General features: G+C 64.0%; 13 protein-coding genes. 5 read left to right on the top strand and 8 right to left on the bottom strand.

The features are described from left to right. Positions 1-116 precede the first annotated feature (116 nt). Together CH271_RS24165 and CH271_RS24160 are read left to right on the top strand one after the other, a co-directional pair. Entirely contained in the window at positions 117-1,727 is a 1,611-nt protein-coding gene (locus CH271_RS24165; protein ID WP_179274832.1) for an ABC-F family ATP-binding cassette domain-containing protein, read from the top strand. Positions 1,728-1,764: 37 nt separating this feature from the next. After that, positions 1,765-2,577: an alpha/beta fold hydrolase gene (locus tag CH271_RS24160; RefSeq protein ID WP_373453603.1), complete on the top strand. Its 813-nt coding sequence runs from the start codon at positions 1,765-1,767 to the stop codon at positions 2,575-2,577. A 68-nt stretch (positions 2,578-2,645) separates the two neighbouring features. Here CH271_RS24160 and CH271_RS24155 read toward each other — a convergent pair whose 3' ends face one another. Further along, positions 2,646-4,334, bottom strand: a complete 1,689-nt coding sequence (locus tag CH271_RS24155; protein WP_094635355.1) for an AMP-binding protein — start codon at positions 4,332-4,334, stop codon at positions 2,646-2,648. Between the two features lie 104 nt (positions 4,335-4,438). On the opposite strand from CH271_RS24155, the gene CH271_RS24150 reads away from it, so the two are divergent. Then, a complete protein-coding gene (locus tag CH271_RS24150; protein ID WP_094635212.1) occupies positions 4,439-4,912 on the top strand; it encodes a DUF3995 domain-containing protein in 474 nt (157 codons plus the stop codon). Here the strand turns inward: CH271_RS24150 and CH271_RS24145 are convergent. From CH271_RS24145 to CH271_RS24125, 5 genes are read right to left on the bottom strand one after another with little or no spacing between them, the layout of a single operon-like run. Further along, the gene (locus tag CH271_RS24145) at positions 4,909-6,015 is read right to left on the bottom strand and encodes an ABC transporter ATP-binding protein (RefSeq protein WP_037196008.1); all 1,107 of its coding nucleotides are present in this window, start codon (positions 6,013-6,015) and stop codon (positions 4,909-4,911) included. The genes CH271_RS24150 and CH271_RS24145 overlap by 4 nt on opposite strands. 11 nt (positions 6,016-6,026) lie before the next feature. Continuing rightward, entirely contained in the window at positions 6,027-6,911 is an 885-nt protein-coding gene (locus tag CH271_RS24140) for a carbohydrate ABC transporter permease (RefSeq protein WP_094635211.1), read from the bottom strand. Next, a complete protein-coding gene (locus CH271_RS24135; protein ID WP_037196012.1) occupies positions 6,911-7,861 on the bottom strand; it encodes a carbohydrate ABC transporter permease in 951 nt (316 codons plus the stop codon). The genes CH271_RS24140 and CH271_RS24135 overlap by 1 nt, the downstream gene beginning before the upstream one ends. After that, entirely contained in the window at positions 7,858-9,210 is a 1,353-nt protein-coding gene (locus CH271_RS24130; RefSeq protein ID WP_230596525.1) for an ABC transporter substrate-binding protein, read from the bottom strand. Before CH271_RS24130 ends, CH271_RS24135 begins: the two co-directional genes overlap by 4 nt. Next, positions 9,207-10,238: a sugar-binding transcriptional regulator gene (locus CH271_RS24125; protein WP_037196016.1), complete on the bottom strand. Its 1,032-nt coding sequence runs from the start codon at positions 10,236-10,238 to the stop codon at positions 9,207-9,209. Before CH271_RS24125 ends, CH271_RS24130 begins: the two co-directional genes overlap by 4 nt. A gap of 116 nt (positions 10,239-10,354) precedes the next feature. Here CH271_RS24125 and CH271_RS24120 point away from each other — a divergent pair, with 116 nt between their 5' ends. Together CH271_RS24120 and CH271_RS24115 are read left to right on the top strand one after the other, a co-directional pair. Beyond that, positions 10,355-11,377 carry an NAD(P)-dependent alcohol dehydrogenase gene (locus CH271_RS24120; protein WP_094635210.1) on the top strand — a complete coding sequence of 341 codons (1,023 nt, stop codon included), beginning with the start codon at positions 10,355-10,357 and terminating at the stop codon, positions 11,375-11,377. Beyond that, the gene (locus tag CH271_RS24115; RefSeq protein WP_094635209.1) at positions 11,374-12,849 is read left to right on the top strand and encodes a mannitol dehydrogenase family protein; all 1,476 of its coding nucleotides are present in this window, start codon (positions 11,374-11,376) and stop codon (positions 12,847-12,849) included. The genes CH271_RS24120 and CH271_RS24115 overlap by 4 nt, the downstream gene beginning before the upstream one ends. Here CH271_RS24115 and CH271_RS24110 read toward each other — a convergent pair. Continuing rightward, the gene (locus CH271_RS24110; protein WP_037196024.1) at positions 12,833-13,498 is read right to left on the bottom strand and encodes a potassium channel family protein; all 666 of its coding nucleotides are present in this window, start codon (positions 13,496-13,498) and stop codon (positions 12,833-12,835) included. The genes CH271_RS24115 and CH271_RS24110 overlap by 17 nt on opposite strands. Beyond that, positions 13,491-14,804, bottom strand: coding sequence for a TrkH family potassium uptake protein (locus CH271_RS24105; RefSeq protein WP_094635208.1), 1,314 nt, complete (start codon positions 14,802-14,804; stop codon positions 13,491-13,493). The genes CH271_RS24110 and CH271_RS24105 overlap by 8 nt, the downstream gene beginning before the upstream one ends. Positions 14,805-14,878 lie beyond the last annotated feature (74 nt).

The following is a 14,878-nucleotide window of genomic DNA, read 5'->3' as shown; positions in this document are numbered from 1 at the left end:
CGGGTTCGGGGCTAGCGTGGCCTTCGCCTTGTCGCCCACAGATTCGGAGAGGCCATTGCTCTTCCAGAGGTTCTAGACGCCTGCAGATCCATCGCACGCACACCTTTGGAGCAACCATGCCTCATTCGTCATCACTGTCCATCTCGAACCTGAGCTTCACATGGCCGGACGGCGGCCCCGTGTTCGACGCCATGTCGGCCATCTTCCCCAGCGGCACAACAGGTCTCATCGGTGCCAACGGTGCGGGAAAGTCGACGCTCCTGCGATTGCTCGCCGGGGAATTGACACCACAACTCGGTTCCATCTCGATACCGGGCGTATTCGGCTACCTGCGCCAGGACGTCGCACTGGATCCCGACCTGCCCGTCGATCGGGTACTGGCCATCGATTCGGTGCGAAAAGCATTGCATCGCATAGAATCCGGATCCTCCACCGAGGACGACTTCGCAATCGTGGGGTCGGCGTGGGACGTCGAGGAGCGCGCTCTGGCACTGCTGGACAAGCTCGGCCTGGGCAGCATCGTCGGCTCCCTGGACGATCTGGATCGCCGCGTCGGCACCCTGTCGGGCGGCGAGACGATACTGCTCGCCCTCACCGCACAACTGCTCGCCCAGCCCGACGTACTGCTGCTCGACGAACCGACCAACAACCTCGATCACGCTGCGCGAGAACGCTTGTACACGGCAGTCGACGGCTACGCGGGTGTGCTGATCGTGTGCACTCACGATCTCGAGCTGCTCGAACGCGTCGACTCCATCGCCGAGGTGCGGGCCGAGCGCAGCGGGGTCTCGCGGCTGCGCATGTTCGGCGGCAACTATCAGCACTATCGCTCGGTCGTCGACGCGGAACAGGAAGCCGCACGGGCGACCGTCCGTGATGCCAAGAACGACGTCCGCAAGCAGGAACGCGAATTGATCGACACCCGAATCAAACTCGACAGACGCCAGCGATTCGGGAAGAAGATGGAAGAGCAGAAGCGTGTACCGCCGATCCTCGCGGGCCGACGCAAGCGGGCTGCCCAGGAATCGGCAGGCAAACTTCGCGGGACGCAGAGTGACCGCGTCGACGACGCCCGATCGTCACTGTCGGCCGCCGAGGATCTCCTGCGCGACGACCGCGAGATACGCGTCGACCTCCCGGCGACGAAAGTTCATGCGGGACAGGTGGTTCTCGAACAACCCGAGCTCAACATCGTCGGTCCCGAGCGCATCGCGCTGATCGGACCGAACGGGAGCGGCAAGACCACCCTGTTGCGGGCTCTGGACGCCACCGGGGCAGAGGTGCCGTGGAAGTATCTGCCGCAGCGACTGGACGTCTTCGACGAATCCCGCACCGTCGCCGAGAACGTATCCGATGTCGCCCCACAGGCCACCGCCGAACAGATCCGAGGCCAACTCGCCCGCTTCCTGTTCCGCGGATCCGACGCCGACGCCGTCGTCGCGACCCTCTCCGGTGGCGAACGACTGCGGGCCGCACTGGCACGAATTCTGCTGGCGGAGCCGGCTCCGAAACTACTGATGCTCGACGAGCCGACCAACAACCTCGACATCACCAGCCGACAACACCTCATCGACGCCCTCGGAAAATTCGAGGGTGCGCTGATCATCGCAAGCCACGATCGACCGTTCCTCGACGCCATAGCGCCCACCCGCACCATCGACCTCACCCCGACCGCCGAGCCTCCCGAGTCCGCCGAAGAAGCGCCCGCCCGTAGGGAGTCAATGTGACGTTCAGTGGCCTTTGTGGGGGTCAATGTCACGTTGAGTGGACTTCAAAGGCAAGAATCGCGGGGTGGAGTACGCCTCGAATGCAGACGATGGAACACGGATCGCGTACACGGTGGTGGGGTCCGGGCCGCCGTTGTTGATGGTGCACGGCAGTTTTCTCACGCACACGATCTGGCGGACGTTCGGCTATGTGAAGGCGCTGCGCGGCAGTCGGCGGTTGATTCTGATCGACAGTCGTGGGCACGGCCGCAGCGAGAAGCCCCATTCTCCCGACGCCTATGCGATGGGCACTATCGTCGGCGATCTGACGGCGGTGCTCGATGCGGTGGGGGTCGATACCGTCGATTACCTCGGGTACTCGTTCGGGGCTCGGGCGGGCTTGGCGTTGACGGCTGCGGCTCCCGAGCGAGTGCGATCGCTGGCCGTCGGCGGCGGTAGTCACGGCGCTCAGGCAGGCGCGTTCGATCGCCTGTTCTTCCCCGGATGCGCCGATGTGTTGGAGCAGCGCGGCATGGACGGATTTCTCGAGGTCTGGACCAGCCACCGCATGTTCCCGATCGATGCGGGTACCCGAGCGGTGTTCTCCGCCAACGATGCCCAGGCCATGGCCGCGTACATCCGAGCCTCCGACGCCGATCCCGGCCTACCGGACGAGGCGTTGCAACGATTCACCCCACCGTCGCTGTTCTACGTCGGCAGTCAGGACGGCACCAGGCTCGACGACACCCGAGCTGCCGCGGCGCTGGTACCGAACTCCGAGCTGCATGTCATCCGCGGATTCGACCACGCGACAACGATGGCGGCGTCCACTGAAGTGCTCGGCGTCCTCGAACGGTTCTGGGACAGGTGACGTCAGCGCCCACAATTCGCCTCGAGAATCGGAATCCCGCCTCACGCAGCACATAGTGGACAGCCACATCACCTCTTCAGCGCAGGAAACTGGTCGTCGCGCCACTCGGTCTCCAGCGGTCCGACGGCCGCATCCTCGCGAGCGCGCAGTTCCACTCGACGGATCTTGCCGGAGATCGTTTTCGGTAGCTCGAAGAACTCGATTCGGCGCACACGCAGGAACGGTGCCAGGTGCTCGCGGGCGTACTTGAGGATCTCGAATGCAGTGTCCTCGTTGGGTTCCCAGCCCGACGCCAGCGCCACGTATGCCTTCGGAACGGCCAGTCGCGTCTCGTCCGGGGCCGGCACCACTGCGGCCTCGGCAACGGCGGGGTGTTCGATCAGCACGCTTTCGAGCTCGAACGGGGAGATCTTGTAGTCCGAGGCCTTGAACACGTCGTCGGTGCGGCCGACGTAGGTGATGTAGCCCTCGGAGTCCCGTGATGCGACGTCGCCGGTGTGGTAGTACCCGTCGGCCATGACGGCGGCATTGCGTTCGGGGTCACCGAGATAGCCGGTCATCAGGTTGAACGGCTTCTGGGCCAGGTCGAGGCAGATCTCACCCTCGTCGGCGAGTTCGCCGGTGGTGGGGTCGACGATCACCACCGGAACGCCCGGCAGCGGCCTCCCCATCGAGCCGGACTTGAGTACGGCTCCGGGTGTATTGGCAACCAGCGCAGTGGTTTCCGTTTGACCGAACCCGTCGCGGATGTTCAGCCCCCACTCCTGTTGGACCCGCGAGATCACCTCGGGGTTGAGTGGCTCACCGGCTCCGATGGCCTCGCGTAGCGAACCACCGCCGCCGGCGAGATCGGCTTGAATCAGCATGCGCCACACCGTCGGCGGCGCACAGAACGTCGTCACCTCGGCCCGTCGGATCTGTTCGAGCAACGCTTTCGCGTCGAATCTGCCGTAGTTGTAGATGAAGATGGTCGCCTCGGCGATCCACGGGGCGAAGAAGCAACTCCACGCGTGCTTGGCCCACCCGGGCGAGCTGATGTTCAGGTGTACGTCGCCCGGGCGCAGCCCGAGGAAGTACATGGTGCTCAGATGCCCTACGGGATAGGAGATCTGAGTGTGCTCGACGAGCTTGGGCTTGCTGGTGGTACCGGAGGTGAAGTACATGAGAAGGCGGTCGGTGGGAGCCGTCACGGACTCGAACGGTACGGCCTCGACGGAGCGAGCCTCGGCATAGTCCACCCAACCATCACACGCGGACGTGGCGATACGCAGGTAGTCACCGGGGACGTCGTCGAATTTGCCGGTGTCCGAGGGGTTCACGATCACTGCGCGTGCATTGCCGCGTACGACGCGATCGGTCAGATCTGCGGATCCGATGGCAGTGGTGGTCGGCATCAGGACCGCGCCCAGCTTCATCACCGCGAGCATCGCTTCCCACAGCTCCACCTGGTTGCCGAGCATCAGGATCACCGAGTCGCCGCGGCCGATTCCCTGCTGCTCGAGCCAGCGAGCAACCTGGTCGGAGCGACGAGCGATGTCGTCGAAGCTGTACTTGGCCTCGCTGCCGTCCTCCTCGACTATCCACAGCGCGGTGCCATCGTTGCCTCGCGCGATCGCATCGAACCAATCGATCGCCCAGTTGAACGTCTCACCGAACGACGGCCATTCGAAAGATGCCACTGCACGGTCGTACTCGCCGTAGGCGTCGAGTAGTAGATCGCGTGCATTCCTGAATGCCGTGTGTGCCGATTCGGCCATGTTTCCTCCTGCGCGTGTGATGCCCATCACCACCAAGCTAGGGGACGCGCACGGCCCCTCGCTACCCCCGAACGGGGGTGCGACGTCGGCTACCCTCGGTCACCGTGGCCATCGGATACTTCGCGATCGCATGTGCTCTGGGGATAGTCCACGCCGCGTTTTCCGGCTATTGGGCCGCAGGCGGGCGGTGGATGCTCAGCTCCGTCGGTTCCTTCGCAACAGAATGGGTCGACACCGAACCGCAGACCGCGAAGACGGCACTGCTGGCACTTGCGCTGGTCAAACTCGGCGCGGCAATTCTTCCCGCTCTCGCGTACATGAACCGGCCGCGCCTGGCAGCACAGAACCGGACCCGGCTGCCGTCGTCGATCCTCGGCATATCCTGGCCCGGCTCTGTGCTGCTGATCCTGTGGGGCGGAGCGTCGTTCGTCGGCGCGGTGATCGGCCTCATCGCCTCGGACGAGAACCGAAGCGTCAAGTACGGGCACCTGTTCTTCGACGGCATCTTCCTGCTCTGGGGTGCCGCACTTCTGACGGCACTGATCCTCTCCCGGAAAGCCCCGTACCGACCGCGCTAGATGCGCTCCCCCGTTTCCGGGTGGAAGAGGTGGATCGCACCGTCGAGGCGCGTCAGGCCGATACTTTCACCGATCCTCGCCGGAGCACGCACTGCCGAACGCGCAACCAACGACACCGGTCCCCCGTCGAGTCCCTTGACCTTCGGGTCGTCGAGGTGCGCGTAGACGTAGGACTCGCTGCCCAACTCCTCGATGAGATCGACCTTGCCCTCGAAGCCCTCGCCGCCGCCGTGGACGATGCCGAGGTTCTCGGGCCGCATTCCGATGGTGACCTCGTCGATACCCAGGCTCGCGAGCTTGGTCAGCTCGTCGCGCTCGAGCGGGAGCAGGAACTTACCGATCTGGACGCCACCGGAGCCGATGGGTACCGTCATCAGGTTCATTGCCGGGGACCCGATGAATCCTGCGACGAAAGCATTGACAGGATTGTCGTACAGGTCTGTGGGAGAGGCGAACTGCTGCAGCTTGCCACCGCGCAGCACCGCGACGCGGTCGCCCATCGTCATGGCCTCGACCTGATCGTGGGTGACGTAGACCGTCGTGGTGCCGAGCCTGCGCTGCAACGCCGCGATCTGCGTACGCGTCTGCACCCGCAGCTTGGCGTCGAGGTTGGACAGCGGCTCGTCCATGCAGAACACCTGCGGCTCACGAACGATGGCCCGGCCCATGGCAACTCGCTGACGCTGGCCGCCCGAGAGCTTACCGGGCTTGCGGTCGAGGTACTCCGTGAGATCGAGCAGACGGGCCGCTTCCGCGACGCGCGCCTGACGCTTCTCGAGGCTCACTCCGCGCATCTTGAGCGCGAAGCCCATGTTCTCCCCGACGGTCTTGTTGGGGTAGAGCGCATAGTTCTGGAAGACCATGGCGATGTCGCGGTCCTTGGACGGAACGCCCACCATGTTCTTGCCGCCGATTTCGATTGCGCCACCGTCGATCTCCTCGAGACCGGCGAGCATGCGCAGGGCGGTGGACTTGCCGGAGCCGGACGGTCCGACCAGGACGACGAACTCGCCGTCCTCGATCTCGAGGTCGAGGGAATCGACGGCGAGCGAATCGGCACCTTCGTAGACGCAGGATGCCTTCTTGTACGTGATTGCAGCCATGAGACTTTCTCCTATTTGATGGCGCCGAAGGACAGGCCGCGCACGAGCTTGTTCTGCGCGAACCATCCGGCAAGGACGACGGGGAGTGCTGCGAACGTCGCAGCGGCGGACAGCTGGGCCCAGTACAGGCCCTGGCCGGTGATGAATCCGACGAGGTACACCGGAATCGTCTGGGCCTGAACAGCAGTGAGATTGACCGCGAAGAAGAACTCGTTCCACGAGAAGATCACGCAGATCAACGACGTCGCCGCGATACCGGGAGAGACGAGCGGCAGGATCACCTCGCGGACCGACGTCCACAACGACGCACCGTCCATACTGGCGGCTTCGAGCAGTTCCGACGGCACCTCCATGAAGAACGAGCGCATCATCCACACGGCGATCGGCAGATTCATCGCGGTGTAGAGGATCACCAGTGCCCAGATGTTGTCGAGCATGCCGATGTCACCGACGATGACGTACAGCGGAACGATGACGGCCACGACGGGCAGCATCTTGGTGGAGATGAAGAAGAACAGCACGTCCTGGGTCTTCTTGACCGGCCGCAGTGACAGTGCGAACGCTGCCGGAACACCCAGCAGCAGAACGAGAATCGTCGAGACGATCGTCGCGAACGCCGAGTTCAGCAGGGTCGTACCGATACCACTGTCGAGGACACCCCGGTACTGATCGAGGGTGGGGGTGAAGATCAGCTTCGGCGGGTTGGAGTACGCATCGGCCTCCTGCTTGAAGCCGGTGATCACCATCCAGAGCACCGGGAAGAAGAATGCGATACCGGCCACCCAGGCGACGAAGGACCAGATCGTGCCCGGGCCCCACTTGCTCTTCTTGCGAATTTCCTGCCCGTCGGAGGTCTGCGCGACGGGCTTCTTCTTGCTCGTGGTTGCCGTGCTCATCACGCCGCCTCCTCGTTTGCGCTGAAGCTCTTGAAGATCAATCTCAGCGCCAGAGTGCTGAGGACGATGGTTGCCACCACAGTGACGACGCCCATGGCCGCGGCTTGACCGATGTCGAAACCGAGGAAGGCACGTTGGTAGATGTAGAACGGGAGGTTGGCCGACGCGACTCCCGGTCCACCGGAGGTCATCATGTAGACGGCGTCGAAGGTGTTGACGAGGTAGATGGCACCGAGAACCGTGCCCAGTTCGATGAACCGGCGCAGGTGCGGCAACGTCAGCTCACGGAAGAGCTTGAACGGGCCTGCGCCATCGACGCGTGCGGCCTCGGCGATGTCCTTGGGCATGGACTGCAACCCGGCGAGAATCAGCAGCATCATGAACGGCGTCCACTGCCACACCAGGTTCGTCATGACCGCGGCCAGCGGGAACCGCGAAACCCAGTCGATCTCACCGACTCCGAACGGACTCAGAGCGAAGTTGATCAGACCGAAGACGGGATCGAACATCGTCGTCTTCCAGATCAGCGCACCGGCGACCGGGGTGACGAGGAACGGGGTGATCAGGAGTGTACGGATCAGACTGCGCCCGATGAACTTACGATCGAGCAGCAGCGCGAGGGCGAGACCGAGGACCACCGAGATGATCACGGTTCCGACGATCATGATCACGGTGTTCATCGCGACCTCGCGGAACTGGCTGTCGCGGAAGACGTCGATGTAGTTGTTCAGGCCGTTGAACTCACGCGAACCCGGACGAACGAGGTTCCAGGACTGCGTCGAGTAGTACAGCGTGAACAGGAACGGGATCTGGGTGACGATGATGGCGAACACCAACGCCGGCAACAGCGGTCCGCGTCGACGCCAGCCCTCGGCCTTGGAGATCGTTCTCGGTCGCGGTACGAACTTCTCCGGTTCGGCCGGAGCCGTCCGTTCTTCGGTGGTGGTCATCCCTGGTCCTCCTGATACGTCTTGCCGACCACTTCGGCGTATTGCTGCGCTTGGTCGAGCGCCTCGTCGACGCTGATCTGTCCGGCGATCGCGGCGCTGATCTGCTGGCTGACCCGGGTACCGAGGTCCTGGAACTCCGGAATGGTCAGGAACTGGACTCCGGTGTACGGAACCGGGTCCACGGTGGGGTTGTTGGGGTCGGCACTGTCGATGGAGTCGAGGGTCAGCTGACCGTAGGCAGCCGCCGCCTCCGCGTACTCGGGAATCTCGTAGGTCGAGAGACGACTTCCGGGAGGCACACGCTCCCAACCGAGTTCGTTTCCGACCTTGTTCAGGTACTCCTTGCTGGTCATCCACGAGACGAACTTCCACGCCTCGTCGGGAGCCTCGCTGGTCTGGGGAATGCCCAGCGCCCAGGAGTACAGCCAACCGTTGTCGCCCTTGGCCGCCGACGGGGCCTTGGCATAACCGATCTGCCCGACGACGTTGCTCGACGACGGATCCTCGAGTACCGAGACAGCCGAGGTGGCGTCGTACCACATTGCCGTGTTGCCCTGTGAGAGTTGCGTTCCGCACTCACTGAAGCCGCTGGTGGCCGCGCCGGCCTGACCGTGCTCACGCACGGTGTCGACGTAGAACTGGACGGCTTCGCGTACCTCGGGACTGTTCAGCTGGGCATTCCAGTTCTCGTCGTACCAGCGGCCGCCGAACGCGTTGATGACCGTGTCGAGCGGCGCGAGCACCTCACCCCAACCGGGCTTGCCGCGCAGGCAGATTCCGGACAGGCCGGGGCTGTCGAGTGCGGCCGCGGCGTCTGCCACCTGCTGCCACGTCGGCTCCGCCGGCATCGTGATGCCCGCGGCCTCCATCAGATCCTTGCGGTACATCAGGAACGAGGATTCACCGTAGAACGGCACCGAGTACATGCTGCCCTCGTACGACAGCGATTCCTTCAACGTCGGGATGAAGTCGTCCTCGTCGTACCCCGGCGTGGCGTCCGCGTACTCGGAAAGGTTGGTGAGCCAGCCGTTCTCGGCCCACTGCGGGGTCTCGAAGTTGCTGATCATCACCACGTCGAACTCGCCGCCACCCGTCGCGACCGAGGCCGTGATCTTGGCCCGGGCCTCGTTCTCCGACAGCGACACGAACTTCAGATTGATGCCAGGGTTCTCCGCCTCGAACTCGGGCGCAAGCGAAATGGCGTCGGACATCTGTGAATTCGAGACGATCGCGACGGTGATCGTCGTACCGTCACCGTCACCGCCGAACGAGCCGGCGCCGGCACATCCGGACAGCACCAAGGTCGTCGCGAGTGAGCTCGCGACAACCACTTTCGGTAGAACCCTCACTGAAATACCTTTCCATTGGAGGTCGCCGTTGCCGGAGCTTGCGCAACGAGCCAACGTGCACTTTCGATATCGGTGACCAGGATCGAGGCCAGTCCACCCCGCAACGCACCGAGCAGCGCTTCGTGTTTTCGTTTTCCGCCGGTGACGAGCACGGCCCGATCACAGGCCCTGATGGCGTCGAGCCCCACCGACACGGTTCGGCCGGGGAGCGATCCTCCGGTGTCCTTGCCGTCTGCGTCGTAGAACCGTCCGCCGATCTCACCGACCGCACCCAAGCGGCGCAGTTCGTCGAGCACCTCGAGGTCGATGAAGCTGCCCTCGAACAACGTGGTGGACGTGGAAACGGGACCGATGCCGTACATCATCACATCGGCATCGGTCCCGGCCTTGAGGGCACGCGAGATCACGGAATCCTGCTCCAACGCAACCACTGTCGCCTGATCGGCATACAGCGGCGCATTGAGCCTGACGGGTGTCGCCTGCAGGTACGCAGCGCAGCGTCCGAGTGTGTACTCCACACCGGTCTGGTAATCGGCCGAGGTGATGGAACCGTCGAGTTGCACCACCGCAGCACATTTGGTGGATCTGGTCTTGAGCGAGCTGGCCACCGCAACCGTTTCGGGACCCCAGGTGAAGCCGAGAACGTCCTGATCCTTGAGTCGACGCGAGAGCAACGTCGCCGCTGCGCGACCCAGCGACCCGTAGCCGGCGTCCGTGCCGTCGATGACGTCCGATACGACGAGTACCTCGGTCAGCCCGTAGCGAGCCTCGAGTTCACGTTCGACGTCGGCGTGGACGGTGCCCTGCAGATCGTCGGGAACGTTGATCTCGATGGTGACGAGACCCTGGGTGCGGGCACGAGCGACCAGCCGTCCCGCCGTCGGGCGCGAGACGCCGAGCTTCACGGCGATCTCGGCCTGCGTCGCGCCTTCGAGGTGATACATGGTGGCGGCGCGCAGCGCCAAGCGGAGGTCCTCTCCCGACCGCGGAGACTTCGACCCCGCTGGACCGGATGACGATCCATCCATGTCGCCTCCCCAAGTTGTGAGCAGATGCTCAGCTCGTGTTCATCTGCTCACTAAGCTAACATTAAGGTGTGATCTACACAACACCCCCTCGCCACCAGCGACCCGTGCCACAGTCCATGCAGGCCAGCGTCCTGACCGGAGTGCAGGAGATACGACTCGAAGAACGGCCCGTCCCCACGCCCGCGCACGACGAGGTCCTAGTGCAGGTCACAGCAGTCGGGGTGTGCGGTTCCGACGCGCACTACTACCGCGAGGGACACATCGGCGACTACGTGGTCGACGGTCCCCTCGTACTCGGACACGAGGCAGCGGGCGTCATCGTGGCCGTGGGCACCGACGTCTCCGACACCCGCATCGGACAGCGAGTGTCCATCGAGCCGCAGCGCCCCGATCCCACCAGCGCTCAGTCTCGCGCCGGCCGCTACAACCTGTGCCCGGCCATGGAGTTCTTCGCGACGCCGCCCATCGACGGAGCGCTCGCGGAGTACGTACTGATCCAATCGACCTTCGCCCACGACGTCCCCGACGACATCTCCGACGAGGCCGCAGCCCTCTTCGAGCCGCTGTCGGTCGGAATCGCATCGGCCCAGAAGGCACGTATCTCCGCGGGATCGAGTGTGCTCATCGCAGGAGCGGGCCCCGTCGGGCTCGTCACCGCTCAGGTCGCGCGCGCATTCGGAGCCACCGAAGTGATCGTCACCGACATCGACGCGTCCCGCCGCGCCAACGCGGCGAAGTTCGGCGCGACTCGCGTCCTCGACCCCACGGCCGAGGACGTGCGCTCCCTGACGGTCGACGCCTTCATCGACGCATCCGGTGCGGCCCGAGCCGTGATCGACGGCATCCACGCGGTACGTCCTGCAGGAACGGTCGTCCTCGTCGGCATGGGCGGATCGGACTACCCGCTGCCGATCTCGCGGATCCAGAACCGAGAATTGCTGCTCACCGGCGTCTTTCGATACGCCAACACATGGCCGATCGCACGCGCGCTGGTGGCGTCGGGCATGGTGGATCTCGACGCGATGGTGACGGCGCGCTTCGGACTAGAGGGCGTCGAGGATGCATTGAACGCCGACAGGCAACCCGGAAGCATCAAAGCCGTAGTGATCCCAGGACTTTCGAAGGAGACGAACGCATGAAGTTGAACTCGCAGAACCTCGCCGACTTCATCGAGGACGTCGCAGTTCCGACGTACGACCGATCCGAGGTGACGGCGGGCATCGTGCATTTCGGTGTCGGCGGCTTCCATCGTGCCCACCAGGCGATGTACATCGACCGTCTGATGCAGCAGGGGCAGGCGCTGGACTGGGGAATCTGCGGTGTGGGGGTGCTGCCCGGTGACCGTCGAATGAACGACGTCATGCAGGCACAGGACTGCCTGTACACGTTGGCGCTCAAGCATTCCGACGGCACGTGGGACACCCGCGTCATCGGTTCCATCGTCGAGTACCTGTTCGCACCGGACGACGCCGAGGCCGTGATCGAGAAGATGGCCGCCGACACGACGAAGATCGTCTCGCTCACCATCACCGAGGGTGGCTACAACTTCTCCGCGACGACGGGCGAGTTCGACGCGGACAATCCGGCCATCGTCGCCGACCTCGCCGACGGCGCAGTTCCCGCAACGACATTCGGACTGGTCATCGAGGCGTTGGCTCGGCGCAAGGAGCGCGGCATGACCCCGTTCACCATCATGTCCTGCGACAACATCGAGGGCAACGGTCATATGGCGCAGTCGACGTTCACGACGTTCGCGCGCCTGAAGGACCCGGCATTGGCCGACTGGATCCAAGCCGAAGGCGCATTCCCCAATTCGATGGTCGATCGCATCACGCCGGTCACGACACCGGAAGTGACCGAACAGCTTTCGCTTCGATACGCCATCGACGACCAATGGCCCGTCGCGGGCGAGCCGTTCACACAGTGGGTCCTCGAGGACAACTTCACCCTCGGCCGTCCGCCGCTGGAAGAGGTGGGCGTGCAGGTGGTCGAGGATGTCACGCCCTACGAGCTGATGAAGCTGCGGTTGCTCAATGCCAGCCACCAGGCGCTCGCGTACTTCGGCTATCTCAGTGGCTATCGCCTCGTCCACGAGGTGTGCCAGGATTCGCTGTTCGCGGACTTCCTGCTCGCCTACATGGACGAGGAAGCAACCCCGACGCTGCAGCCGGTCCCCGGCATCGATCTGACCGACTACAAGCGGACGTTGATCGAGCGGTTCTCCAACCCCGAGATTCGCGATACCGTCGCCCGCCTGTGTGCCGAGTCCTCGGACCGAATTCCCAAGTGGCTCTTGCCTGTCATCCGCAAGAATCTCGAGACCGGCGGTGACATCACCCGCTCCACTGCAGTGGTGGCCAGTTGGGCTCGCTACGCCGAGGCCGTCGACGAGTCCGGCGAGCCCATCGAGATCGTCGATCAGTTGAAGGATTCACTGGTGCCGATCGCGCAGAGTCAGCGCGAGAATCCGACGGCGTTCATTGCCAACCGCGCGGTGTTCGGGGATCTGATCGACAACGAGCGGTTCGTCGCCGAGTACACGAAACAACTGTCGTCTCTGCAGGAGCAGGGAGCACGCGCGACGCTGGAATCGCTCAGGTCGACTCACTGAATCGTTCGGCGTCTCGAACCTGACCGGAGACGATGACGGTATCGCCCGCGCCGATCACCGTGTCGGCCGTGGCGTAGGTGAATCCTTCGCCCTGACGCTTGACCGCGACGACGGTGACACGATGCTTGGTGCGTATCCCGCTTTCGCCCAACTTCTTTCCGATGATGGAGGCGGGCGGAGAAGTCTTGATCATGGCGAAACCGTCGTCGAATTCGATGTAGTCCATCATCCGACCGCGCACCAGGTGGGCGACGCGCTTGCCCATGTCGTGCTCGGGCCGCACCACATGGTGCACGCCGATCTGGGTGAGAATCTTGGCGTGCGCGTTGCTCAGAGCCTTCGCCCAGATCGTCGACATCGACAGATTCACCAGAGCCGATGCGGTGAGCAGGCTGGCTTCGAGATTGGACCCGATGCCCACGACGGCACGGTCGTACTCGTGCACCGACAATTGCCGAAGAGACTCCTCGTCGGTGGTATCGGCCACCACAGCATGCGTCAGACGGTCTGCCACGCGTTGTACTACGGCCTCGTCGCTGTCGATGCCGAGCACCTCGACTCCCTGGCCCATCAGTTCCAGTGCCAGCGACTTGCCGAAGCGGCCGAGCCCGAGAACGACGACGACGTCGGAGGATGGTTTCCTAGCCAATGAACGGCCTTTCCGTGGGGAGCGTGTAACGCCGACCGCGGTCGCGGGCGGCAAGGGCGCTGACCAGAGTGATGGAGCCGATGCGTCCCAGGTACATCAGAACGATCAGGATCACCTGCCCCCACCCGGGCAACTGTGCGGTGATTCCGGTGGACAGGCCTACCGTCGCGAACGCGGAGACGACCTCGAACAGGAGGACGTCGAGGTCGAAGTCCGTGCCTGCCAACAACGCGACGACCGGGAGCATGACCAACGCGACACCGATCAGTGCCACCGTCAACGCCTGACGCTGCACGCGCGCGTCGATCCGACGATCGAACACCGTCACTTCCCGGTCTCCGCGGATCTCGGCCAGGATGACGAATAGAAGGAGCGCGAAGGTGGTGACTTTGATGCCACCCGCCGTGCCGCCGCTGCCGCCGCCGATGAACATCAGGACATCGGTGACCAACAGGGTCGCGTTGTCGACATCGGCGTAGTCGACACTGTTGAATCCTGCGGTTCGAGGCATGACGCCCTGGAACGTCGCGACGAGCATCTTGTCCCAGAAGCCGAATCCACCCAGCGTTCTCGACCACTCGAACAACATCACCACCGTCGGCCCGAGCACCAGAAGAACGCCGGTGACGGTCAAGGTCAGCCGAGTGTGCAGTGACCATCTCTTGCGTGCTCGAACGCCGCCGGCACGTGCGCGGAGGTGGCGGGCGATCTCGAAGAGAACCGGAAATCCGATGCCGCCCAACACGACCGCGATCAACAGTGGAATGCAGATCCACGGATCGGTGGCGAACCCGATCATGTTGTCGCTGAACAGGGCGAAGCCGGCGTTGTTGAACGCGGAGACCGCATGAAAGGTCCCCAGCCAGAGTGCGCGCCCGAGAGGCTCGTCGTATCCGAGAAAGAACCGCGCCGCGAGGGCGAGCGCAACGACGCTCTCGATAATCAGACTGGTACGGAACACCCCGACCACGACGCTTCGGACATCGCCCAGACCCGACGTACGAACCTCCGCAGCCGCATTGAGCCTGCCGCGCAGACCTATTCGATCGGCCAGGACCAGCCCGACGAGGGACGCGATCGTCATGATCCCGAACCCACCGATCTGGATCAGGCCGAGAATCACGCCCTGCCCGAAACCCGACCAGTACACCGGGGTGTCCACCACGATCAGACCCGTCAGACTGACGGCGGAGGTCGACGTGAACAACGACTGCAGGAACCCGGTCTCGCTGCCGGGAACGGTGGCCGCAGGCAGCGACAGCACGCCCGCACCTATCGCAATGGCGAGCGCGAAGCCTGTGGCCATGACCCGGACCGGCGTCGGCCTGAAGATCGCGGCCCATCGCGATGCCTGGTGAGCGTCTGTCACCCGAGAAACAG

The organism is Rhodococcus sp. 05-340-2 (assembly GCF_002258915.1).
In the GTDB taxonomy this organism is placed as follows: Bacteria; Actinomycetota; Actinomycetes; order Mycobacteriales; family Mycobacteriaceae; genus Rhodococcoides.
The sequence above is the reverse complement of the archived record's forward strand: the minus strand, read 5'-3'. Positions and strand labels throughout refer to the sequence as shown.

Coding starts and splice junctions, on each gene's coding strand:
- CH271_RS24165 (WP_179274832.1), top strand. CDS start 117: ATGCCTCATTCGTCATCACTGTCCATCTCGAACCTGAGCTTCACATGG.
- CH271_RS24155 (WP_094635355.1), bottom strand. CDS start 4,334: ATGGCCGAATCGGCACACACGGCATTCAGGAATGCACGCGATCTACTA.
- CH271_RS24145 (WP_037196008.1), bottom strand. CDS start 6,015: ATGGCTGCAATCACGTACAAGAAGGCATCCTGCGTCTACGAAGGTGCC.
- CH271_RS24140 (WP_094635211.1), bottom strand. CDS start 6,911: ATGAGCACGGCAACCACGAGCAAGAAGAAGCCCGTCGCGCAGACCTCC.
- CH271_RS24135 (WP_037196012.1), bottom strand. CDS start 7,861: ATGACCACCACCGAAGAACGGACGGCTCCGGCCGAACCGGAGAAGTTC.
- CH271_RS24125 (WP_037196016.1), bottom strand. CDS start 10,238: ATGGATGGATCGTCATCCGGTCCAGCGGGGTCGAAGTCTCCGCGGTCG.
- CH271_RS24120 (WP_094635210.1), top strand. CDS start 10,355: ATGCAGGCCAGCGTCCTGACCGGAGTGCAGGAGATACGACTCGAAGAA.
- CH271_RS24115 (WP_094635209.1), top strand. CDS start 11,374: ATGAAGTTGAACTCGCAGAACCTCGCCGACTTCATCGAGGACGTCGCA.
- CH271_RS24105 (WP_094635208.1), bottom strand. CDS start 14,804: ATGGCCACAGGCTTCGCGCTCGCCATTGCGATAGGTGCGGGCGTGCTG.